Raw genomic sequence first — 23,057 nt, forward strand, 5'->3', positions numbered from 1 at the left:
CTTTCCCCGCCCCATCCCCTGGGGCGGTTTTTTTTGGCTGCATCACCAAGACTTACCAGGCGTAGGAGGCGCCGGCGTAGAAGTGGCGGCCGGGGGCGGGCTCGAAGTAGCCGCGGTCGGCCGGGTCGGGCCGGTCGCTGTTGGCGTTGATGCGCAGGTTGCTGAAGTACTCTTCGTCGAACAGATTGTTGACCCCGGCGTGCAGGGTCAGCTCGCCGCTGTTCATGCGCCACGCCTTGCCGCCGCGCAGGCCGGCCACCACGTAGTCGTCCACTTCCGTTTCGTTGGTGTTCTCGGCGAACACGTCGCTGCTGTACTGCGCGTTGGCGATCAGGAACAGGCCGTCCAGGCCGCGCCAGGCGGCTTCCGCGAACAGGTGGTGGCGGGGCAGGCCGGGCAGGCGGTTACCGCTCACGTCCTCATCCTGCTGGTCGTCGTAGAACCGCTGGAACTGGTAGTCGGAGTAGGTGTAGGCCAGCGTCAGGGTCAGGGTGTCGGTGGTGAGGTGCTCCAGCATCAGCTCGGCGCCGTCGCGGCGGGTGCGCGCGGCGTTGTCGTAGAAGGTGCGCCCGCCCAGCTCGTAGGGGGTGATTTCGTCGCGCACTTCGACCCGGAACAGCGCCAGCTCGTAGAACAGCTTATCGCCCAGCTGGCCGCGCCCGCCGATTTCCCGGTTCAACGCTTTCTGCGGCTCCAGATCCGGGTTGAAGCCGCCGGCGCCGGAGGGGTTGGCGAGCTCGGTGAAGGTGGGCGTTTCGAAGGCGTTGCTGACCGTGGCGTAGACGCCGTGGCGGGGATGGTAGCGCCAGTTCAGGCCGGCGCTGTAGCTGCTTTCGGTGAAGTCCTGGTCGCCGCTGTTGTCGCCGTCGGCGAGCAGGTCGTCGTCGATGTCCAGGCGCACCCGGTCGGCGCGGGCGCCCAGGGACAGGGTCAGGGTGTCGCTGAGGTCGGTGTCGGTCTGCACGAACACACCGCCGGCGGTGGCGGTCTGGTCCTCGTCGGCGGTCAGGCCGGTGACCTGGCCGTCCGCGTTCACCGAGCGGCGCCCCCGGTCGTCGCGCTGCTGGTCCGCGTCCACGCCCACCAGGAAGCGGTGCGCCAGGCCGAACGCCCGCACCCGGTCCACGTATTCCAGGCGCACGCCGTAGAACAGCCGCTCATAGTCGATCAGGCTGCTGCCGGGGAACGGCAGTTGCTGGGTGAAATCGCGCTGCGTGACGAAGGCGCGGGCGCGCAGCTCGCCGCCCAGGCTGCGGTCCCGGTAGAGCACGCCGAGGCGCTGCTGGCTGACTTCCTGGCCGGCGTCCAGCAGGTTGGCAAAGCGCGTCGCCTGGTCGCGGTCCTGTTCCACCTGGGCGCGGGTCAGCCCGCCCGGGTCCTGGGCCGTCGGCGTGTCCATGGCGGTGAAAAAGAACTCGATGTCGCGGTGCTCGGAGAGCGCGCGGCCCACCCGCGAAGTGAGCAAATACTTCTCCATCTCGCTCTGCTCGCGCTGGCCCTGATAGCGCACGCCGGTGAGGCTCAGGTAGTGATGGTTGCCGCCGTCCGCGCCGCCCAGCTGCAGGTTGGTCTTGCGGAAGCCGTCGCTGCCGCCGGACACGCTGAAGCGCTGCGGGTAGACCAGGTCGGCGCCGCTGCGGGTGGTCATGTCCACCACGCCGCCGCTGGCGTTGCCGTACAGCACCGACGCCGGCCCGCGCAGCACGGTCAGGGATTCCAGTGCGTCCAGGTCGATGGCGTCCACCTGGGACTGGCCGTCGGGCAGGGTTTCCGGAAAACCGTCCACGTTGAGGCGCAGGCCGCGCACCCCGAACGGCGCCCGCGCCCCAAAACCGCGGCTGGACAGGCGCAGGCCCTGGGCGAAGTTGTAGCGGTTCTGCAGATAGAGGCCCGGCACCCGCGCCAGGCTCTCGTCCAGTTGCAGGCCGGGCTGGCCCTGCTGGGTTTGTTGCGCGTCCACCACCGTGGCGGCGCCGGGCAGGTCGGCCAGGTCGCGCTCCAGGCGCGTGCCGCTCACGGTCACCGTGTCCAGCCGGTTGCCGCCGTCGGCCGGCGGTTCCTGGGCCGTCGCCAGCGCCGGGAAAACAGAAAGCAGAAGGGCGGTCAGGCGCAATGACGGGCGATCCGGATGGCCCATGGGCGAACTCCTTGTACGGCGTAGGGGCGGAAACGCCAGTGTGTTGGATCTAGAAGTTATAGGCCAGGGTCACCGACGCCAGATTCATCCCCGGGTTGGGCTTGTAGAGCCGCGAGTTGGAGGTGTGCTGGCCGCGCAGGCCCAGCGTCAGCCGGTTGATCGGCGTCCAGGCCAGCTCCGCGTGGCTGGTGAACTGCAGATTGCCGCCCATGTCGTCATCGTCGATCACGCTGTGGGTCATATAGGAAGGCTGCACGCCCACCAGCAGGAACAGGCGCCGGCTGGGCCAGTCGATGCGCACCACCGGGCCGACGATGTACACCTCGCTGCTGTTGGCCTCGCCGGCGGTGTCCTCGCCCTCCCAGCGCTCCACGCTCAGGTCCCAGTACGCCTGCACCCGGTCGGAGAAAAACGGCGCCACCGCATGCTCCTGCAGCCACGGCGCCTGCCAGCGCCCGAACAGGCTGTACAGGCGCAGCCCCTCGCCGCCGCCGGCGCGGGTACCCACGGTGGGGTCGGCGTAGGTCGGAACACAAAGGGTGAGTCCAGCGATCAAACAAAGCCCGGAAATCAATGAAGGATGCATTTTCGTTCCTGACCCGCGCGATAATGGCGGGGAATTCTATTAAGGGCCTTTTGGGACCAGTTGTGGGAGCTGCTCTTGTGGGAGCGGGCCCCGCCCGCGAAAGGGAGCGAAGCTCCCGGCAGGATCCCAGAGATATCTAACGGCGGCGCAAACAACCTCTCTGGAATCCTGCCGGCCGGCTTTGCCGGCCTTTCGCGGGCAGGCCCGCTCCCACAAAGCGCGCTCCAACAAGCAAGCAAGAAGCTTGCCGGTGGGGCTAAAGAGACGCTGTTCGATTATTGTTTTTATTTTTTAAGGGTTTCGGCCCGACAGCTGGATGGCGCGGTCGGGGAACACGCCGCCGCCCAGGGCCCGGTACAGGGTGATGCGGTTGGCCAGTTTCTGCAGGCGCACGGAAACCAGCTCCTGCTCCGCGCTCAGCAGCTCGCGGCGCGCGTCCAGCACCGCCAGGTAGTCGTCGGCGCCCTGTTCATAGCGGGCCTCGGCCAGGGCCAGACTGCGTCGGGTGGCGGTGACCAGCGCCTGTTGGGCCTGCTCCTGCTCGGTGAAGCTGCCGCGCGCCTGCAGCGCGTCGGAGACTTCCTGGAACGCGGTCTGGATGGTCTGCTCGTAGCGCGCCACGTTCTGGTCGCGGCGCACTTCCGCCACGTCCAGGTTGGCCCGGTTGCGACCGCCGCTGAAGATCGGCAGGGAGATGCTCGGCGAGAACGACCAGCTCTCCGAGCCGCTCTCAAACAGACCGGACAGCTCGCTGCTGGCGGTGCCGGCGGAGCCGGTCAGGGCGATGCGCGGGAAGAACGCCGCCCGCGCCGCGCCGATATTGGCGTTGGCCGCCTTCAGGCTGTACTCCGCCTGCTGGATATCCGGCCGCTGGCGCAGCACCGCCGAGGGCACCCCGGCGGGGATTTCCGGCAGCGCCGCCAGTTCCCTGTCCAGGTCCTGCGCCGGGCTGTCCGGCAGCGGCGGCAGCGGGGCGCCCACCAGCACCGCCAGGGCGTTGCGGTCCTGGGCCACCAGCCGCTTGAAGCGGGCCTGGTTGGCGCGCGCGGTTTCCAGCGCCACTTCCGCCTGGCGCACCTCCAGTTCCGAGCCCAGGCCCATATCAAAGCGGCCTTTCACCAGGTCCACGGATTCCTGCTGGGCTTCCACGGTTTCCCGGCTGATGCGCAGATTGCGGCGGTCCGCCTGCAGCGTCAGGTAGGCGTTCGCCACCTCGGACACCAGCGTGATGTGCGCGCTGCGGCGCGCCTCCTCGGTGGCCAGGTACTGCTGCAGCGCGGACTGCTTGAGGCTGCGCAGGCGGCCGAACAGGTCCACCTCGTAGGCGGCCACGCCCAGGCCCACGCTGTACTGGGTCTGGATCTCGCTGTCACCGGTCTGGCTCAGGTCCGCCGGCAGGCGCTGGCGGGAGCCTTCGCCGTCCACGGACAGTTCCGGGTAGAGCGCCGCGCCCTCGATGCGGTACTGGGCACGCGCCTCGGCCACGTCCAGCAGCGCCAGGCGCAGGTCCCGGTTGTTGCTCAGCGCGGTGCGGATCAGCTGCTGCAGCTGCGGGTCCTGGAACAGGGCTTCCCAGCCCGGCAGCACCAGTTCCTCGGCGATCCGCTGATTGTCGCCGGCGGTGGCCGGCACCGGCGACTCCGGCTGCTGGTAGTCCGGAGCCAGGGTGCAGCCGCCCACGGCCAGGGTGGCGAACAGCGCGGTCAGGGCTTTGCGGTTCATTCTCGCACCTCTTTCTTGCCGGTCAGCGGCACGCCGGACAATTTGCGCACCACCACGTAGAACAGCGGGATAAAGAAGATCGCCAGCACCGTGGCGGCGGTGATGCCGCCGAACACGCCGGTACCGATGGCGTTACGCGCGCCGGAGCCGGCGCCGCTGCTCAGCATCAACGGCGTCACACCGAGGCCGAACGCCAGCGACGTCATCAGAATCGGGCGCAGCCGCATGCGGGTCGCTTCCAGGGTGGCGTCGAGCAGGGCGCGGCCCTGGTCCTCCAGATCCTTGGCGAATTCCGCGATCAGAATCGCGTTCTTCGCCGACAGGCCGATGGTGGTCAGCAGCCCCACCTGGAAGAACACGTCGTTTTCCAGCCCGCGCAGGGTGGCGCCGAGTACCGCGCCGATAATGCCCAGCGGCACCACCAGCATCACCGCGAACGGGATCGACCAGCTTTCATAGAGCGCCGCCAGGCTCAGGAACACCACCAGCAGCGACAGCGCGTACAGCAGCGGCGCCTGGTTGCCGGACTGGCGCTCCTGGAACGACAGCCCGGTCCACTCGTAGCCGATGCCCGCCGGCAGGTCCGCCGCCAGCGATTCCATCGCCGCCATGGCGTCACCGGTACTGTAGCCGGCCGCCGCGTTGCCCTGGATGTTCATCGACGACAGGCCGTTGTAGCGCTCCAGCTGCGGCGAGCCGTAAATCCACTCGCCGCTGGCGAAGGCCGAGAACGGCACCATTTCGCCGGTGTCGTTGCGCACGTACCAGTCGCCGATGTCCTCGGGCAGCATGCGGAAGGGCGCGTCGCCCTGCACATAGACCCGTTTCACCCGGCCCCGGTCGACGAAGTCGTTGACGTAGCTGGAGCCCCAGGCCACCGCCAGGGTGTTGTTGATCTGCGACAGCGAGATGCCCATCGCCTGCGCTTCCGCGCGGTCCACGTTGAGCTTGTACTGAGGCGTATCCGCCAGGCCGTTGTGGCGCACGCCGGTCAACGCCGGGTGCTGATTGGCGGCCGCCAGCAGCTGGTCGCGGGCCTCGGACAGCGCCTCGTGGCCCAGCCCGGATTGATCCTGCAGCTGGAAGTTAAAGCCGTCGGAGGTGCCCAGCGCCGGAATCGACGGCGGGTTGAGGGCGAAGATCACCGCCTCGCGAATGGTCGAGAAGTAGCCCATGGCGCGCTGCACCACATGCTGCACGCCGTCCTCGGAGAGGTCCCGTTCCGACCAGTCCTTCAGGCGCACGAAGGCGATGCCCGAGTTCTGGCCCCGGCCGGCGAAGCTGAAGCCGGCCACGGTGAAGATCGATTCCACCGCGCCCTGTTCCTCATTGAGGAAGTAGTTCTCCATCTTCTTCAGCACTTCGATGGTCTGCCCCTGGGTGGAACCCACCGGCAGCTGCACCTGGGTGAGCATGATGCCCTGGTCTTCCTCGGGCAGGAACGCCGAGGGCAGGCGCATGAAGGCGAACGCCAGCACGCCGACAATCGCCACGTAGATCAGCAGGTAGCGGCCGCGGCGGCCGAGAATCTTCTCCACCTTGCCCTGGTAGCCGCGGCTGGCGCGGTCGAAGTTGCGGTTGAACCAGCCGAAGAAGCCCTTGGTTTTCTGGTGGTCGGCGTGGATCGGCTTGAGCATGGTGGCGCACAGCGCCGGCGTCAGGATCAACGCCACCAGCACCGACAGCACCATGGCGGAGACAATGGTGATCGAGAACTGGCGGTAAATGGCGCCGGTGGAGCCGGGGAAGAACGCCATGGGAATAAACACCGCCGACAGCACCAGGGCGATGCCCACCAGCGCGCCGGTGATCTGGCCCATGGATTTGCGCGTCGCTTCCCGTGGCGAGAGGCCGTCCTCCACCATCACCCGTTCCACGTTTTCCACCACCACGATGGCGTCGTCCACCAGCAGGCCGATGGCCAGCACCATGCCGAACATGGTCAGGGTGTTCACCGTGAAGCCGAACGCCAGCAGAATCGCGAAGGTGCCCAGCAACACCACCGGCACGGCGATGGTGGGAATCAGCGTGGCGCGGAAATTCTGCAGGAACAGGAACATCACCAGGAACACCAGGGCGATGCCTTCAAACAGGGTTTTCACCACCTCCATGATCGAGATTTCCACGAACGGGGTGGTGTCGTAGGGGTAGGAGACCTCGATGTTGTCCGGGAACAGCGGGCGCAGCTCTTCCAGCTTGGCGCGCACCGCCTCGGCGGTGTCCAGGGCGTTGGCGCCGGTCGCCAGGTTGATACCCAGGCCCGCCGCCGGCGAGCCGTTGAAGCGGCCCTGCACCTGATAGTTTTCCGAACCCAGCTCGACCCGGGCCACGTCACCCAGCAGCACCCGCGAGCCGTCGTCGTTGACGCGCAGCAGAATCTGTTTGAACTCGTCCGGGTCTTCCAGCCGCGTCTGCGCGATGATTGAGGCGTTCAGCTGCTGGCCTTCCACCGCCGGGGCGCCGCCCAGCTGGCCACCGGCCACCTGGTTGTTCTGCGCTTCCACCGCAGCGATAACGTCCGCCGGGGTCAGGTTGTACTGGTTCAGGTCGTCCGGGTTCAGCCAGATGCGCATCGCGTACTGCGAGCCGAACAGCTGGATCTGGCCCACGCCCTGCACCCGGCTCATCGGGTCCTGCACATTGGCGGCGACGAAGTCGGCCAGGTCCGAACGGCTCATGGAGCCGTCCTTGGAGTTGAACGCCATCACCATCAGGAACGAGTCCGAGGACTTGGTCACCTGCACACCCTGTTGCTGCACTTCCTGCGGCAGCAGCGGGGTGGCCAGCTGCAGCTTGTTCTGCACCTGCACCTGGGCGATGTCCGGGTTGGTGCCCGGCGCGAAGGTGATCGCGATCTGGGCGTTGCCCGCCGAGTCACTGGTGGAGGTGATGTACAGCAGGTTGTCGATGCCGTTCATCTGCTGCTCGATCACCTGGGTGACCGAGTCTTCCACCACCTTCGCCGACGCCCCCGGGTAGGTGGCCTCGATGGTCACTTCCGGCGGCGCCACGGTGGGGTACTGCTCCACCGGCAGGTTGTAGATCGAAAGCACCCCGGCGAGCATCATCACGATGGCGATCACCCAGGCAAAAATCGGTCTGTCGATAAAAAAGCGTGCCATGATAATCCCCGATTACTGGTTGTCGCCGCCACCCGACTGGGTGCCACTGGACGCCGGGTTCTCGCCGTCGAGCCCTTCCTGCTGCTCTTTCTGCTTCTGCTCCGGCGGGGTTTCGCCTTTCTCCATTTGCGGGCCGGCTTCGACGTCTTTCTCGTCCACCTTCACCGGCTTCACCGTCATGCCCGGCTGGACTTTCTGCAGGCCTTCTACGATCAACCGGTCGCCGCCGTTCAGCCCGTCGGCGATCAGCCAGCGGTTGCCCACGGCGCGTTCGGTGGTCACGTTGCGGCGCTCCACCTGGTCGTTGTCGTTGATCACCATGGCGGTGGCCTGGCCGGTGGAATCCCGGGCGACGCCTTTCTGCGGCACCAGAATCGCTTCGCTGCGCTCGCCCTCGGGCAGCTTGGCGCGCACGAACATGCCCGGCAGCAGGTCGCCGTCCGGGTTGGGGAACAGGGCCCGCAGGGTCACCGAGCCGGTGCTTTCCTCCACAGCGTATTCGGAGAACTGCAGCACGCCTTCTTCCTGATATTCGCTGCCGTCTTCCATCAGCAGGGTGACCCGCGCTTCGTCCTCGCCGACTTTTTCCAGTTCGCCGTTTTCCAGCGCCTGGCGCAGGCGGCGCAGCTCACGGGCGGACTGGGTCAGGTCCACGTAAATCGGGTCCAGCTGGCGGATGGTCGCCAGGGATTGCGCCTGGTTGGCGGTCACCAGCGCGCCGGCGGTCACCGAGGAGCGGCCGATGCGGCCGCTGATCGGCGCTTCCAGGGTGGTGTAGTCCAGGTTGGTGCGGGCGCTGCTCAGCGCCGCCCGGGCCGAGGCCACCTGGGCCTGGTTCTCGCCCAGCGCCGCTTCCGCCTCGTCATACTCCTGCTGGCTCACCGCTTTCATATCCAGCAGCTTCTCGAACCGCTCGGCGCGCAGCCGGGTGGACTTCAGGGTCGCCTGGGCGCGCGCCAGCTCGGCCCGGGCGCTCTCCACGTCCGCCTGGTAGAGGCTGTCGTCGATGCGGTAGAGCGGCGCGCCTTTTTCCACCAGCTGGCCTTCCTCGAACAGCCGCTCTTCGATGATGCCGTTGACCTGCGGGCGCACCTCGGCCACCTGATGCGGGGTGGTGCGGCCGGGCAACTCGCTGGTGATGGTGAACGGCTCCGGTTCAACGGTGATAAAGCCGGCTTCCGGCGGCGGTTGTTCGCCACCCGCCTGGTCGTCGCCGCCGCAGGCCGCGAGGGCGAGACTGAGAAATAGGGCAATCGGTAAAGCAACCGGAGCTGTGCGCATGGGAACCTCGGTTTTTCTATTAAAAGCGGATGGAAAAACAGCTTGGGAGTATACATACATTCAAAAACGTATGTATAGTGAATAAAGCATGAATCCTTAGCCACGAACGACCCAGGAGCAGCCGATGGCCAGGCGCACCAAGGCGGAAGCCCTCGAAACCCGCGAGCAGATCATCGATGCCGCCGAGCGCGTGTTTCACAAGAAAGGGGTGTCCCGCTCGTCCCTGAGTGACATCGCCGAGGAGGCGGGCGTCACCCGTGGTGCGATCTACTGGCATTTCAAGAACAAGCACGATGTCTTCGTCGCCATGACCGAACGGCACCGTCTGCCCATGGAATCCCTCTCCCAACAGGCGGAAAGCCCGGACGAGACCGACCCGCTGGGCAAGCTCCGCGAGCTGCTGGTTTACGTGCTCCACGATACCGTGCGAGATCCGTGCCGGAAACGCGTGTTTGAAATTATCTTCCACAAATGCGAGTTCACCGCCCAGACCGACCCGCTCATGGCCCGCCAGCAGGAAACCTACCTGGACGGCTCGGACAAGATCCGCCGCACCCTCAATAACGCCATCGCCCAGGGCCAGCTGCCCGACACCCTCAACATCGAGCGTGCCATCACCATGTTGCACGTCCAGATGACCGGCATGCTCTACACCTGGCTGCTGATCCCCGACTCCTTCGATCTGGAAGCCGAGGCCGAACACTTCGTCGACTGCTACCTCGGCAGCCTGCGCGAATGCCCCTCCCTGTCCGGTCAGTAATTTCGGAACATCGTTTCGAAAAATTTGACGCGACCATCCGGTCATGCCACATTTCGGGGCCGATTCGAATGCCAGAATAAACACGAGATAACCTCGAGGAGAGCCCCCCGATGTTGCCCCTTTCCGACCGGGCCCAGGCCCTGTATGACCAGCTCGTCGCCTTCATGGACGCCCACGTGTACCCCGCCGAGGCCGTCTACGCCGAACAGCACGGCAACAGCGACGACCGCTGGACCCCGCCGCCGATCGTCAAGGAACTGAAGAAAAAGGCCAAAGCCGAAGGGCTCTGGAACCTGTTCCTGCCGGAAAGCGAGCACGGCGCCGGGCTTAACAACTACGACTACGCGCACCTGTGCGAAGTGATGGGCCGCAGCGCCATCGCCCCGCAGATCTTCAACTGCGCCGCGCCGGACACCGGCAATATGGAAGTGCTGGCCCGCTACGGCACCCCGGAACAGCAGGAACAGTGGCTCAAGCCGCTGCTCAACGGTGAAATCCGCTCCTGCTTCTCGATGACCGAACCGGCGGTGGCGTCCTCCGACGCCACCAACATCTGCACCGAGATCAAGCGTGACGGCGACGACTACGTGATCAACGGCCGCAAGTGGTGGTCCTCCGGCGCCATGTCCAGCGAATGCAAGATCGCCATCGTCATGGGCAAGAGCGACCCGGACGCGCCGCGCCACCAGCAGCAGTCACAGATTCTGGTACCGCTGGACACCCCCGGCGTGAAGATCGAGCGCGCCCTGCATGTGTTCGGCTACGACCACGCGCCCAAGGGCCACGCGGAAATCACCTTCACCGACGTGCGGGTGCCGGCCAGCAACCTGATTCTCGGCGAAGGCCGCGGCTTCGAAATCGCCCAGGGCCGCCTGGGCCCGGGCCGTATCCACCACTGCATGCGCTCCATCGGCGTCGCCGAGCGCGCCCTGGAAGCCATGTGCAAGCGGGTGGAAGAGCGCGAAGCGTTCGGCCGCAAGCTGTCCCAGTTCGACTCGATCCGCAAGAACATCGCCCGCTCGCGCCTGGAGATCGAGCAGGCCCGGCTGATGACCCTGAAAGCGGCGCACATGATGGACACCGTCGGTAATAAGGTGGCCCGCCAGGAAATCGCCATGATCAAAGTGATCGCCCCGGAGATGGCCGCCAACGTGGTCGACCGCGCCATTCAGGTGCACGGCGCCCTGGGCGTCTGTCAGGACACCTTCCTGGCCAGCGCCTGGGCCAACCTGCGCACCCTGAGGCTGGCCGACGGCCCCGACGAAGTGCATCTGGACTCCATCGCCAAGCTGGAACTGGGCCGCTACCGCTAAGAACGATTCCGGGAGAACAACAATGAGCAAGCTCTTCGATCTGAAAGGCAAGGTCGCCCTGATCACAGGCTCCACCAAGGGCATCGGCAAGGCGATCGCCGAGGAAATGGCCGCCGCGGGCGCCAAGGTGGTGATCTCCAGCCGCAAGCCGGAGCCCTGCCACGACGTCTGCGAGGCGATCAAGGCCGCCGGCGGCGAGGCCATCGCCGTGCCCTGCAACGTGGGCAAGAAAGACGACCTGATGAACCTGGTCGACGAAACCCTGGCCGCCTTCGGCCGCATTGATATTCTGGTCTGCAACGCGGCCACCAACCCGGTCTACGGCCCCACCTCCGAGCTCACCGACGAGGCCTGGGACAAGATCATGGACACCAACGCCAAGGGCACCTTCTGGCTGTGCAACCGGGTACTGCCGGAAATGGATAAGAACGGCGGCGGCAACGTGATTATTATTTCCAGCATCGCCGGCCTGCGCGGCAACGCCACCATCGGCACCTACGGCGTTTCCAAGGCCGCCGAAGCGGCCCTGGCGCGCAACCTGGCGGTGGAGTGGGGCCCGCGCAACATCCGCGTCAACAGCATCGCCCCCGGCCTGGTGCGCACCGACTTCGCCAAGGCGCTCACCGAGGACCCGGTGCGCCGCCAGCGCGCCGAGGAGCGCACCCCGGTGCGGCGCATCGGCGAGCCGGTGGACATCGCCGGCGTGGCGCTGTTCCTGGCCAGCCCGGCCAGCGCCTACGTCACCGGGCAGACCATCGTCGCCGACGGCGGCGAAACCATTTGTTAGCGACCGGCGTTATGGAACAGCTCTTGTGGGAGCGGGCCCTGCCCGCGAAAGGCCGGTAACGCCGGCCGGCAGGATACCAGAGGCCTTATAAAGCGGATTACCAACAAGGTCTCTGGAATCCTGCCGGGTGGCTTCGCCACCCTTTCGCGAGCAGGCTCGCTCCCACAGCGGCGCCGCGAACTTGATTCGAGGAATAGTTATGGAAGGTCAACCGGAAATCGTCCCTGTTCTTGAGGCGCACCGCCTGGATGAGGGCCGTCTCGCCGAGTATCTGGAGCAGCACAATCTGCTCGACGGCGCGCTCAAGGTGCGCCAGTTCCAGGGCGGGCAGTCCAACCCCACCTATCTGCTGGAAAGCGGCGACCGCCAGTACGTGCTGCGCAAGAAGCCGCCGGGCAAGGTGCTGCCTTCCGCCCATCAGGTGGACCGCGAGTATCGGGTGATGAAAGCGCTTGGCGAACACAGCGAGGTGCCGGTGCCGGCCATGCACCTGCTGTGCGAAGACGATGACGTGATCGGCACCAGCTTCTACGTGATGGATTTCGTGCCCGGCCGGGTGTTCACCCAGCCGCAGCTGGAAGCCCTGCCCAGGGACCAGCGCGCCGACCTCTACAACGACAAGATTGACACCCTGGCCAAGCTGCACAGCGTCGACTACCAGGCCGCCGGCCTGGGCGATTTCGGCAAGCCCAAGGGCTATGTGGAGCGCCAGGTGAAACGCTGGAGCGCCCAGTACGAAGCCTCCAAGACCGATGAAATGCCGGCCATGGACAACCTGATGGCGTGGCTGGCGGACAATATTCCCCAGGACGACAGCGCCGCCATCGCCCACGGCGACTTCCGCCTCGGCAACCTGCTGGTGGATAACCGCACCCCCGACGTGGTGGCGGTGCTCGACTGGGAACTGGCCACCATCGGCCACCCGCTCGCCGACCTGGCCTACTGCTGCCTGCCGTACCACATGCCCCACGGCGTCAACGGCGTGCGCGGCCTCGACGGCCTGGACCTGCGCGCCCGCGGCATCCCCGACGAGCAGAGCCTGCTGCAGCGCTACTGCGAAGGCGCCGGCCGCGACGGCATCAACGACTGGCCGGTGTTCCTGGCCTTTGCCTTGTTCCGTTCCGCGGCTATTCTGCAAGGCGTTTACGCCCGCGCCCTGCAAGGCAACGCCAGCAACCGCAACGCCCTGGAAGTGGGCAAGCGGGCCGGCCTGATCGCCGAGCGCGGCTGGCAGATCGCAAGAACACACAAGTAACAGTGAACAGGTAACAGTGAACAGTTAATAGCGGGGCGGCTCCGTGGGCACGGCTTCGGCGACGGAGCCGCCCCGCTATTCACTATTAACTGTTAACTATTAACTTTTTTGGGGTTTATATGAGGCCGTTTGGCAGGATTTTGTTGACCAATGATGACGGCATCGACGCGCCGGGCCTGAAGGTCGCCGAGGACATCGCCGCGCAGCTCGCCGAGGAAGTCTGGGTGGTGGCGCCGGAGCACGACCAGAGCGGGGTGGGGCAGGGCATTTCGCTGCACACGCCGCTGCGCGTCTACCACCACGGCGAGCGGCGCTTCGCGGTGTCCGGCACGCCGGCGGACTGCGTGATGTTCGCCATGGCGGAATGGTTCGAGGAGGAGGCGCCGGATCTGGTGCTCTCCGGCGTCAACTGCGGCGCCAACCTGAGCGATTCGGTGATGTATTCGGGCACCGTCGGCGCGGTGCTCGCCGCCGCCCACCTGGGCCTGCCGGGCATCGCCCTGAGCCAGGCGTTCGTCGACCGCGCCGCCATCGATTACGCGCCCACCACCCGCTACGCCGCCGGTCTGATCCGCGAGCTGTGGCAGGCCGGCGCCGACCGCGACGGCTACCAGCGCGCCTGCTGGAACATCAACTTCCCCGACCTGCCGGTGGCGGAGCTGCGCGGCAGCCGTTTCACCCGGCAGATCGGCGGCGGCATCGCCGGGCCGCGCCTGGTGCACGGCACCGACGGCCGCGGGCTGGCCTACCACTGGCTGTCGTTCGAGCGCCGTCCGTCCAGCATCGACCACCCGCAATCCGACGTGGTCGCCCTGCGCGATGGGCACATCTCGGTGATGCCCCTGCAGCCCACCCGCTGCGATGACGCGCTGGCGGATGAATGCTTCCAGCAAGGCGACCGGCCTTTGCCCGGATAGCGTAAGGTCGAGGCACCTTGTAGGAGCGGGCCCTGCCCGCGAAAGGGTGGCGAAGCCACCCGGCAGGATTCCAGAGACCCCCGGAATGCGAAACCATATTCCAAAATAGTATTGACGCCCCAGGGGCGCCATGTCAGATTGACCGCTTGGTCAACTTCAGTATCGGTTATGTATCCGCGTTAACAAAAGCGCGGGTCAGGGTCCGGTACTGTCCGCGTCTCCGCGGGCCTTACAACAATCCAAACGGCCGGCACCGGTTTTCCGGTGCCGGCCGTCGATATAGAAAATATATAGGGAGAGCACAGGCATGTTTGATCGGCATTTTGCCGTCTGGCCGGAGGGGCTGCCTCACCAGCTCAAGCTTCCGGAAACCAGCCTTTACAGCAACCTCGAAATTTCCGCGCTGCGCTACCCGGATGAGAACGCGATCATCTACTACGATGCGCCCATCACCTACCGGGAACTCAAGCAGCAGGTGGACGCCCTGGCCGGCGAACTGCAGCACCTGGGCGTGGAAAAAGGCGACCGGGTGATGCTGTTCATGCAGAACGCACCGCAGTTCATCATCGGTTACTACGCCATTCTGCGCGCCAACGCCATTGTCGTGCCGATCAACCCGATGAACCGCAGCGCCGAGCTCGAGCACTACCTGCAGGACACCCAGGCCTCCGTGTGCATCTGCAGCCAGGAAGTGTTCCCGCACATCGAGCCGCTGATCGGCCATGAGCGTCTGCGCCATGTGATCGTCGCCGCCTACAGCGACTACATTCACCCGCAGACCGACCTCGACCTGCCCGCCGAGGTGGCCGCCCCGGCGCAGCCGCTGAACACCGCCGGCACCATCGCCTGGGGCGACGCCCTGGGCGCCGGTCACCAGCCCGGTGAACTGCTGGTGGGCCCGGACGATCTGGCCGTGTTCCCCTACAGCTCCGGCACCACCGGCGCGCCCAAGGGCTGCATGCACACCCATCGCTCGGTGATGGCCACCTGCGTGCACGGCGCCGCCTGGCGCTCCGGCGGCGGCCGCGAGGGCGTGACCCTGTCGACGCTGCCGTATTTCCACGTCACCGGCATGCAGGGCGCCATGAACGGCCCCATTTTCGTGGGCTCCTGCATCGTGCTGATGACCCGCTGGGACCGCCGCACCGCGGCCAAGCTGATCGAGCGCTACCGGGTCACCAGCTGGACCAACATCGTCACCATGGCCATCGATCTGCTTTCCGACCCGGACGTGGAAAGCTTCGACCTGTCCAGCCTCGAGAACATCGGCGGCGGCGGGGCGGCCATGCCCGAAGCGGTGTCCGATAAGCTGTTCAAGCTTACCGGCCTGCGTTACATCGAAGGGTACGGCCTGTCCGAAACCATCGCCGCTACCCATATCAACCCCTCCGAAAAACCCAAAAAGCAGTGTCTGGGCATTCCGGTCTTTGACGTGGATTCACGGGTGATCGACGTGGACACCGGCAAGGAAATGGGCGTCGGCGAAGTGGGCGAGATCATCTCCCGCGGGCCGCAGATCTTCCAGGGTTACTGGAACCGCCCCTTGGAAACCCAGAAAGCCTTCATCGAAATCGACGGCGAACGTTTCTTCCGCACCGGCGACATGGGCTACTACGACGAAGAGGGCTACTTCTTCATCGTCGACCGGGTGAAACGCATGATCAATGCGTCCGGTTTTAAAGTTTGGCCCGCCGAGGTCGAAAGTCTTATGTACCGGCATCCCGCGATCCAGGAAAGCTGTGTCATCTCCGCCCCCCACGAGCGCCGCGGTGAAACCGTGAAAGCCTGTGTGGTGCTGGCCGCCGACCACAAGGGCAAGGTCAGCGAAGACGAGATCATCGCCTGGTGCAAGGAACAGATGGCCGCCTACAAGGTGCCTCAGATCGTCGAGTTCCGCGATGAGCTGCCGCGCTCGCCCACCGGCAAGGTGATGTGGCGCGCGATGCAGGAAGAGGAATGGGCTGACCAGCAACAACAAGCCTGACAATTCCAAAAACCCAAAAAAGCTGAAACAACTTCCCGCAGTTCGAACGACGCGGATGGGACCTCGCCGCTCGCTGGGAGGTTGTTTCTCAAATAACACGAACAGGAGGCTCAGCCTTGGACGCGTTTCTTCAGCAAGCGCTTAATGGCCTCACCCTGGGCAGCATCTACGGCCTCGTGGCCCTGGGTCTGACCCTGGTGTACGGCATTTTGCACGTTCCCAACTTTGCCCACGGTGCTCTCTACATGGTGGGCGCCTACATCAGTTACTACATCATGGTGGATCTGGGGCTCAACTACTGGATCGCCATGCTCGGCGCCGGCCTCTTCGTGGCCGTGCTGTCGGTGCTCTGTGAACGCCTGGTCTTCCACCCGCTGCGGCACGCGCCGCCGATCCACGACAAGATCGCCGCCATCGGCATCCTGCTGTTCCTGGAAGCGGTGGTGCAGATGCACTGGGGTTCCGATTTCCGCCGCATGCCGACCCCGTACACCGGCATTCTGGAATTCGGCGGCCTGGTGCTGCCGGCCCAGCGGCTGCTGATCATTGTCGGCGCCTTCTCGATCATGGGCGCGCTGCACCTGTACCTAAAGAAGACCATGACCGGCTCCACCATCATCGCCATGGCGCAGAACCGGGAAGGCGCCTTCCTGGTAGGCATCGACGCCAACCGCGTGGCCATGATGACCTTCGCCATCGCCGGTTTCCTGGCGGCGGTGGGCGCCAGCCTGTTCGCGCCGATCAACCTGGTGTACCCGGCCATGGGCCACCTGGTGATCATGAAGGCCTTCGTGATCATTATTCTCGGCGGCATGGGCAGCATCCCCGGCGCCATCGTCGGCGGTCTGATCATCGGCTTCGCCGAAGCGCTGGGCGGCTACTACGTCTCCAGCACCTATAAGGATCTGATTGCCTTTGTTCTGCTGGTGGTGATTCTTTCCATCAAGCCCACCGGCCTGTTCACCAAGGGGGTGCGCTAATGGATCGCATTGCCAACTTCTTCGCCAGCCCGGCCATGAAAGTGGTGCTGTTGGCGTTCGCCCTGATTTTCCCGCTGATCGCGGGCAGCGAATACCAGATCTACGTGATGGCTCTGGCCTTTATCTGGGCCATCGCCGTGTACGGCCTGAACATCATCACCGGCTTCTGCGGCCAGCTGAACCTGGCCCACGGCGGCTTCTTCGCCATCGGCGCCTATGTGGTGGCGATCCTCACCGTGGATCACGGCTGGGCGTTCTGGCCCGCCTTTGTCGCCTCCGGCGTGTTCTCGGCGGTGTTCGGTTTCCTGGTGGGCATCGTGTCCCTGCGTCTCAAGGAACACTACTTCGCCATCTTTACCCTGTGCGTGGGCTTCATCATCTACCTGCTGCTGGATAAGTGGGAAGCGCTCACCCACGGCTCCCTGGGCATCATCAACATCGCGCCGCCGGAAGGCTTCGGGCTGATCGACTTCACCCGCACCATTCCGTTCTACTACCTGGTGCTGTTCTTCCTGGTACTGGCGATCGTGCTGGTGAGCCGTATTTCCAGCTCTCTGGTCGGCCGCACCTTCCTGGCCATCCGTATCAGTGACGACCTGGCCCAGTCCCTGGGCATCAACCTGATGCGCAACAAGGTCCTGGCGTTCGTGCTCTCCACCGTCTACGCCGGCCTCGCCGGTGGCCTGTACGCCGGTGTGGTGCGCTTTATCGGCCCGGCGGAAGCCGAGGTGGTGCACACCTTCGACATCATCACCTACCTGCTGGTGGGCGGTATCGGCACCCTGATGGGCCCGCTGGTGGGCACCATGGCGATCACCTGGCTGACCCAGGCGGTGCAGTCCTTCGAGGAGTACCGGATGATCGTCTTCGGTCCCCTGCTGGTACTGCTGGTGATCTTCATGCCCAAGGGCGTGGTCGGCACCTTCCTGACCTGGCGCGGCCGCCGTCTGGCGAGCAAAGCGCCGGCCAAAGAAGGCCAGACCCGTGTCGGCGACAGCGCCACTTCGTCCAAGGAGGCCAGCGACAATGCTTAAGATCAATAATCTCACCAAGCGCTTCGGCGGCCTGGCGGCGGTCAACGACGTGAGCGTGGAATTCGCCGCCGGCCAGATCAACGCGATCATCGGCCCCAACGGCGCCGGCAAGACCACCTTCTTCAACCTGGTGGCCGGCGCCATGCCGCCCACCTCCGGCAGCATCGAGTTCAACGGCATGGACGTCACCGGCATGGCGCCGGACCGCATTGCCCGTCTCGGTATCGCGCGGACCTTCCAGACCACCAAGCTGTTCGAGCAGTCCACGGTGCTGGATAACCTGATCGTCGGTCACCGGCTGCGTACCCAATCGCGGCTCTGGGACGTGATCATCAACTCCAAGCGGCTGCGCGACGAAGAGAAGAAGTGCCGGGCCAAGGCGGCCGAGGTGCTGGACTTCGTCGGTCTCAGCCACATCGGCCACCGCTACATCGCCGACACCACCCAGGAAGAGCGCAAGCGGGTGGCGTTCGCGCTGGCCATGGCCACCGATCCGGAACTGGTGCTGCTCGACGAGCCCGCCGGCGGCATCAACCCGGAAGAGACCGAAAACCTGGCGGCGCTGATCCGCAAAATGGTCGACCACGGCATCACCGTGTGCCTGATCGAGCACAAAATGGACATGATCATGAGCCTGGCCGACAAGATCATGGTGTTGGACCACGGCGAGAAGATCGCCGAAGGCACGCCGGAACAGATCAAGACCAATCCGGTGGTCATCGAAGCTTATCTGGGGAGTGAAGAAGATGTTGAAGCTTGAGAACGTGGACGCCAAGTACGACAGCTTCAAGGCCCTGGACGGCGTTTCCATGAGCGTGGAGCAGGGCGAGCTGGTGGTGCTGCTGGGCGCCAACGGCGCCGGCAAGAGCACCCTGTTCAACACCATCAGCGGTTTGCTCAAGGCGTCCGCCGGCAAGATCAGCCTGAACGGCGAGGACGTGACCGGCCGCAAACCCTCCGCGCTGGTGCAGGCCGGCGTGGTGCAGTGCCCGGAAGGCCGCAAGCTGTTTCCCGAAATGTCAGTACTGAAAAATCTCTGGCTGGGGGGCTACGTACACCGCCGCGATAAGGCGGGTATGAAAAAAACACTTGAGCATGTCCTTGCAATGTTTCCCATTTTAGACGAGAAAAAGGATCAGCCCGCCGGTTCCCTGAGTGGCGGTCAGCAGCAGATGGTGGCGATCGGCCGCGCCCTGATGGGCCGTCCCAAGCTGCTGCTGCTGGATGAGCCGTCGCTGGGTCTGGCGCCGCTGGTGGTCAAGCAGGTGTTCGAAGCCGTGCAGACCATCAACAAGGAAGGCACCTCGGTGCTGCTGGCGGAGCAGAACGCGTTCGCGGCACTGAAAATCGCGACCCGAGCCTACGTGATGGAGAACGGCCGTCTGGTCATGGAAGGCGACCGCGACGCCATGCTGGGTAACGAAGAAGTACGCAAAGCTTACATCGGCGCCTGAGGGCGCCGTGCAACACACTTAATTTCCGACCACATCCCAAACAATAAAGAAAGGGAGAGAAAGAGCATGAAAGTATTGAAATCCTTCCGTCGCCTGGCCGCCGCCAGCGCCGTAGCCCTCGCCATCGGTGGCGCGGCCCATGCCGACGAAGTGAACATCGGCTTCACCGGCCCGCTCAGCGGCGGTGCCGCCCTGTACGGTGAGAACACCCTGGAAGGCCTGCGCATGGCCGCCGAGGAAATCAACGCCGCCGGTGGCATCACCGTCGACGGTGAGAAACACACCATCAACATCCAGGCCCTGGACGACAAGTACTCGCCCAGCCAGGCGGCCGTGAACGGCAAGCGTCTGGTGCAGCAGTACAACGCGCCGGTGATCTTCACCCCGCACTCCGGCGGCACCTTCGCCCTGCAGGCGTTCAACGAGCGTGACGGCTTCCTGGTGATGTCCTACACCTCCGTGCCGGCGGTGACCTCCAAGGGCAACAAGCTGACCGTGAAGATTCCGCCCAACTTCACCGACTACATCGAGCCGTTCTCGCGCATCACCATGGACCGCTTCGGCAACAAACTGGGTGTCGCCAACGCCACCCACGACTACGCCAAGTACTGGACCAAGGAGTTCGTGCCGGTATGGCGTGAGCTGGGCGGCGAAGTCGCGGCCATGAACCCGATGGACTACAACAAGTCCGCGGACTTCTACACCGGCGTCAGCAAGGTGCTGTCCGAGGATCCCGACGTCATGTTCGTCGGCGGTGCCTCCGAGCCCACCGGCCTGGTGGTGCGTCAGGCCCGCGAACTGGGCTTCAAGGGCGGCTTCATCCTGATGGACCAGGCCAAGATGGACGAAGTGGCCAAGGTATCCGGCGGCATCAAGTCCCTGGAAGGCTCCGTGGGCGTGGTACCCCTGGACAAGTACGAGAACGAAGGCGCCAAGCTGTTCCTCGAGAAGTGGCAGCAGGACCACAACGGCGTGGCCACCTCCGAAACCGCGTACAACTACTTCGCCATGTACCTGATCGCCCAGGCGATGCAGGAAGCCGGCACCGTGGACGACGCCAAGGCGATCCGCGCGGCCATCGCGTCCGCCATGGATAAAGTGTCCGTGGAGCACAACCCCTACGACGTGGACGGCATCGACGAAGCCGGCAACCTGGGCGCCGACCCGCAGATCGCCGAAGTGGTCGACGGCGAAGTGGTGCTGCGCAAGTTGTCCGAAATCACCGAGTAAACGCCGCGCCTCACACTGTGAAGCAAAACCATAAAAGGGCACCATCAGGGTGCCCTTTTATGGTTATAGAGAGCTGTGCGAGCGGGCCCTGCCCGCGAAAGGGTGGCTTTAGCCACCCGGCAGGATACCAGAGACGCTGTTTGTGCCGCCGTTAAGCGTCTCTGGTATCCCGCCGGCAAGCGGAGCTTGCCTTTCGCGGGCAAGGCCCGCTCCCATAGGGTGTAGCCAACAACAGAGTTGGTCCGCTAGATAAAACCTAATTCCGAAATAATTGATAATGGCCCGGATTTTCTTATACTGAAGCGTCCGGGAGAGAACCGTTTCCACGGGATGCGCGGCGCCGTCGCGGCCCCTCCGGCCGCCGCACCGCGGGTCCCCCGCTGAAGGAGGAATCATGAGCGAGGTAGTGAGCTACCGTCTTGAAGGCGACATCGGTGTTATCGGCGTCGACTATCCGCCGGTCAACGCCCTGGGTCAGGGTGTGCGCGAAGGGCTGGTCAACTGCCTGCGCCAGGGCCTGGAAGACGACCAGGCCAAAGCCCTGGTGGTGATCGGCGAAGGCCGCACCTTCCCCGCCGGCGCCGACATCCGTGAATTCGGCAAGCCGCCCGCCGGGCCCGCCCTGCCGGACGTGATCAGCGAATACGAAAGCAGCGACAAGCTGGTGATCGCCGCCATCCACGGCACCGCCCTGGGCGGCGGCCTGGAAGTGGCGCTGGGCTGCGACTACCGCGTCGCCCTGGAATCCGCCAAGGTCGGTCTGCCGGAAGTGAAGCTGGGCCTGCTGCCCGGCGCCGGCGGCACCCAGCGTCTGCCCCGTCTGGTCGGCGCCAAGGCCGCCCTGGACATGATCGTCGGCGGCAACCCGGTGAAAGCCAAGGACGCCTTCAAGGTCGGCATCGTCGACGAAGTGGTCGGCGGTGATCTGCTCGAAGGCGCGCTCGCCTACGCCCGCAAGCTGGTGGCCGAAAACGCCCCGCTGCGCAAGATCCGCGACCTCGACGTGAAGAAGGAAGACGCGGACCTGTTCACCAACTACGAGAAGTCCATCGCCCGCAAACAGCGCGGCTTCAAAGCGCCGTTCCACTGCATCAAAGCGGTCCAGGCCGCCGTGGAACTGCCCTTCGACGAAGGCATGAAGCGCGAGCGCGAGCTGTTCGCCGAGCTGCTGGTGAGCCCCGAGTCCCGCGCCCAGCGCCACGTCTTCTTCGCCGAGCGCGAAGTGGCCAAGGTACCCGGCCTGCCCAAGGACACCGCCAAGCGTGACGTGAAAAGCGCCGCCATCATCGGCGCCGGCACCATGGGCGGCGGCATCGCCATGAACTTCGCCAACGCAGGCATCCCGGTGAAGATTCTCGAGGTGAAGGAAGACGCCCTGGAACGCGGCATCGCCGTGATCCGCAAGAACTACGAGAACACCGCCAAGAAAGGCCGCATCACCCAGGAGCAGGTGGAGCAGCGCATGGCGCTGATCCAGCCCACGCTCAGCTACGACGACCTGAGCGACGTGGACCTGGTGATCGAAGCGGTGTTCGAGAACATGGACGTCAAGAAAGCCGTGTTCACCGAGCTGGACCGGGTCTGCAAGCCCGGCGCCATCCTCGCCACCAACACCTCCACCCTGGACGTGAACCGCATCGCCTCGTTCACCAAGCGTCCCGAGGACGTGGTGGGCATGCACTTCTTCAGCCCCGCCAACGTGATGAAGCTGCTGGAAAACGTGCGCGGCGAGAAAACCTCCGACGAGGTGGTCGCCACCGTCATGGACCTGAGCCGCCGCATCGGCAAGGTCGGCGTGCTGGTGGGCGTATGCCACGGCTTCGTCGGCAACCGCATGCTGCACAAGCGTCAGGCGGAAGCGGTACAGCTGGTCAACGAAGGCGCCAACCCGGCGCAGGTGGACAAGGTGCTGTTCGACCTGGGCTTCCCCATGGGCCCGTTCGCCATGTCCGACCTGGCCGGCATGGATGTGGGCTACCGCATCCGCGAAGAGCTGCGCAAGGAAGACCCGGACAACGCACCGCCGCGCAACTGGACCGACGATCTGGTGGAGCAGGGCCGTCTCGGTCAGAAGACCCAGGCCGGCGTGTTCGACTACAAGGAAGGCGACCGCACCCCGGTGCCTTCATCCGAAGTCGACGCCTTGATCGCTAAATTCCGTGAAGAGAACGGCATCCAGTCCCGGGACATCTCCGACCAGGAAATCCTCGAGCGCTGCATGTACATCATGGTCAACGAGGGCGCCAAGATCCTGGAAGAGGGCATCGCCGCCCGCCCGCTGGACGTGGACGTGATCTGGATCTACGGCTACGGCTTCCCGGTGTACCGCGGTGGCGTCCTGTTCTGGGCCGATTCCGTGGGCCTCAAGACCATTTACGACAAGGTGAGCCAGATTCACCAGGAAACCGGCTCCGACACCTGGAAGCCGGCCGCGCTGCTGGAAAAACTGGCTAAAGAAGGCAAGGGCTTCTACAGCTGAACGCGAAGCCCTTAAG

The 23,057-nt window shown here is 65.1% G+C and carries 17 protein-coding genes; 12 read left to right on the forward strand and 5 right to left on the reverse strand.

What is annotated here, in order from left to right:
* Positions 1-52: 52 nt before the first annotated feature.
* The 5 genes from ACMG4O_RS08510 to ACMG4O_RS08530 all read right to left on the reverse strand — a co-directional run bounded on the left by ACMG4O_RS08510 (position 53) and on the right by ACMG4O_RS08530 (position 8,848).
* On the reverse strand, positions 53-2,137 hold the full coding sequence (locus ACMG4O_RS08510) for a TonB-dependent receptor family protein (RefSeq protein ID WP_414433576.1): 2,085 nt from the start codon (positions 2,135-2,137) through the stop codon (positions 53-55).
* Positions 2,138-2,186: 49 nt separating this feature from the next.
* Complete coding sequence (locus ACMG4O_RS08515) at positions 2,187-2,723, reverse strand: acyloxyacyl hydrolase (protein ID WP_414433577.1); 537 nt, start codon at positions 2,721-2,723, stop codon at positions 2,187-2,189.
* A gap of 291 nt (positions 2,724-3,014) precedes the next feature.
* Complete coding sequence (locus ACMG4O_RS08520) at positions 3,015-4,445, reverse strand: efflux transporter outer membrane subunit (RefSeq protein ID WP_414433578.1); 1,431 nt, start codon at positions 4,443-4,445, stop codon at positions 3,015-3,017.
* Entirely contained in the window at positions 4,442-7,567 is a 3,126-nt protein-coding gene (locus tag ACMG4O_RS08525) for an efflux RND transporter permease subunit (protein WP_142948359.1), read from the reverse strand. Before ACMG4O_RS08525 ends, ACMG4O_RS08520 begins: the two co-directional genes overlap by 4 nt.
* A gap of 12 nt (positions 7,568-7,579) precedes the next feature.
* A complete protein-coding gene (locus ACMG4O_RS08530) occupies positions 7,580-8,848 on the reverse strand; it encodes an efflux RND transporter periplasmic adaptor subunit (protein ID WP_414433579.1) in 1,269 nt (422 codons plus the stop codon).
* A 124-nt stretch (positions 8,849-8,972) separates the two neighbouring features.
* On the opposite strand from ACMG4O_RS08530, the gene ACMG4O_RS08535 reads away from it, so the two are divergent.
* The 12 genes from ACMG4O_RS08535 to ACMG4O_RS08590 all read left to right on the forward strand — a co-directional run bounded on the left by ACMG4O_RS08535 (position 8,973) and on the right by ACMG4O_RS08590 (position 23,041).
* Positions 8,973-9,608, forward strand: a complete 636-nt coding sequence (locus ACMG4O_RS08535; protein ID WP_067610008.1) for a TetR family transcriptional regulator — start codon at positions 8,973-8,975, stop codon at positions 9,606-9,608.
* A 110-nt stretch (positions 9,609-9,718) separates the two neighbouring features.
* Positions 9,719-10,921 carry an acyl-CoA dehydrogenase family protein gene (locus tag ACMG4O_RS08540; RefSeq protein WP_414433580.1) on the forward strand — a complete coding sequence of 401 codons (1,203 nt, stop codon included), beginning with the start codon at positions 9,719-9,721 and terminating at the stop codon, positions 10,919-10,921.
* Positions 10,922-10,943: 22 nt separating this feature from the next.
* Positions 10,944-11,708, forward strand: coding sequence for an SDR family NAD(P)-dependent oxidoreductase (locus tag ACMG4O_RS08545; protein WP_067604925.1), 765 nt, complete (start codon positions 10,944-10,946; stop codon positions 11,706-11,708).
* A gap of 199 nt (positions 11,709-11,907) precedes the next feature.
* Complete coding sequence (locus ACMG4O_RS08550) at positions 11,908-12,963, forward strand: phosphotransferase family protein (RefSeq protein WP_414433581.1); 1,056 nt, start codon at positions 11,908-11,910, stop codon at positions 12,961-12,963.
* A 143-nt stretch (positions 12,964-13,106) separates the two neighbouring features.
* Positions 13,107-13,880: a 5'/3'-nucleotidase SurE gene (surE, locus tag ACMG4O_RS08555; protein WP_255442339.1), complete on the forward strand. Its 774-nt coding sequence runs from the start codon at positions 13,107-13,109 to the stop codon at positions 13,878-13,880.
* A 307-nt stretch (positions 13,881-14,187) separates the two neighbouring features.
* The gene (locus ACMG4O_RS08560) at positions 14,188-15,864 is read left to right on the forward strand and encodes a long-chain fatty acid--CoA ligase (protein ID WP_414433582.1); all 1,677 of its coding nucleotides are present in this window, start codon (positions 14,188-14,190) and stop codon (positions 15,862-15,864) included.
* Between the two features lie 116 nt (positions 15,865-15,980).
* A complete protein-coding gene (locus tag ACMG4O_RS08565) occupies positions 15,981-16,844 on the forward strand; it encodes a branched-chain amino acid ABC transporter permease (protein WP_142948366.1) in 864 nt (287 codons plus the stop codon).
* The gene (locus tag ACMG4O_RS08570) at positions 16,844-17,878 is read left to right on the forward strand and encodes a branched-chain amino acid ABC transporter permease (protein WP_370203116.1); all 1,035 of its coding nucleotides are present in this window, start codon (positions 16,844-16,846) and stop codon (positions 17,876-17,878) included. Before ACMG4O_RS08565 ends, ACMG4O_RS08570 begins: the two co-directional genes overlap by 1 nt.
* Positions 17,871-18,638, forward strand: a complete 768-nt coding sequence (locus ACMG4O_RS08575; RefSeq protein WP_142948368.1) for an ABC transporter ATP-binding protein — start codon at positions 17,871-17,873, stop codon at positions 18,636-18,638. The genes ACMG4O_RS08570 and ACMG4O_RS08575 overlap by 8 nt, the downstream gene beginning before the upstream one ends.
* Positions 18,625-19,332, forward strand: coding sequence for an ABC transporter ATP-binding protein (locus tag ACMG4O_RS08580; protein WP_142948369.1), 708 nt, complete (start codon positions 18,625-18,627; stop codon positions 19,330-19,332). The genes ACMG4O_RS08575 and ACMG4O_RS08580 overlap by 14 nt, the downstream gene beginning before the upstream one ends.
* 66 nt (positions 19,333-19,398) lie before the next feature.
* Positions 19,399-20,562 (forward strand): ABC transporter substrate-binding protein, encoded by a 1,164-nt coding sequence (locus tag ACMG4O_RS08585; protein ID WP_414433583.1) that lies wholly within the window; start codon positions 19,399-19,401, stop codon positions 20,560-20,562.
* A 394-nt stretch (positions 20,563-20,956) separates the two neighbouring features.
* Positions 20,957-23,041, forward strand: coding sequence for a 3-hydroxyacyl-CoA dehydrogenase NAD-binding domain-containing protein (locus ACMG4O_RS08590; RefSeq protein WP_414433584.1), 2,085 nt, complete (start codon positions 20,957-20,959; stop codon positions 23,039-23,041).
* Positions 23,042-23,057 lie beyond the last annotated feature (16 nt).

Source organism: Alloalcanivorax venustensis, assembly GCF_047495515.1.
Classification (GTDB): Bacteria; Pseudomonadota; Gammaproteobacteria; order Pseudomonadales; family Alcanivoracaceae; genus Alloalcanivorax; species Alloalcanivorax venustensis.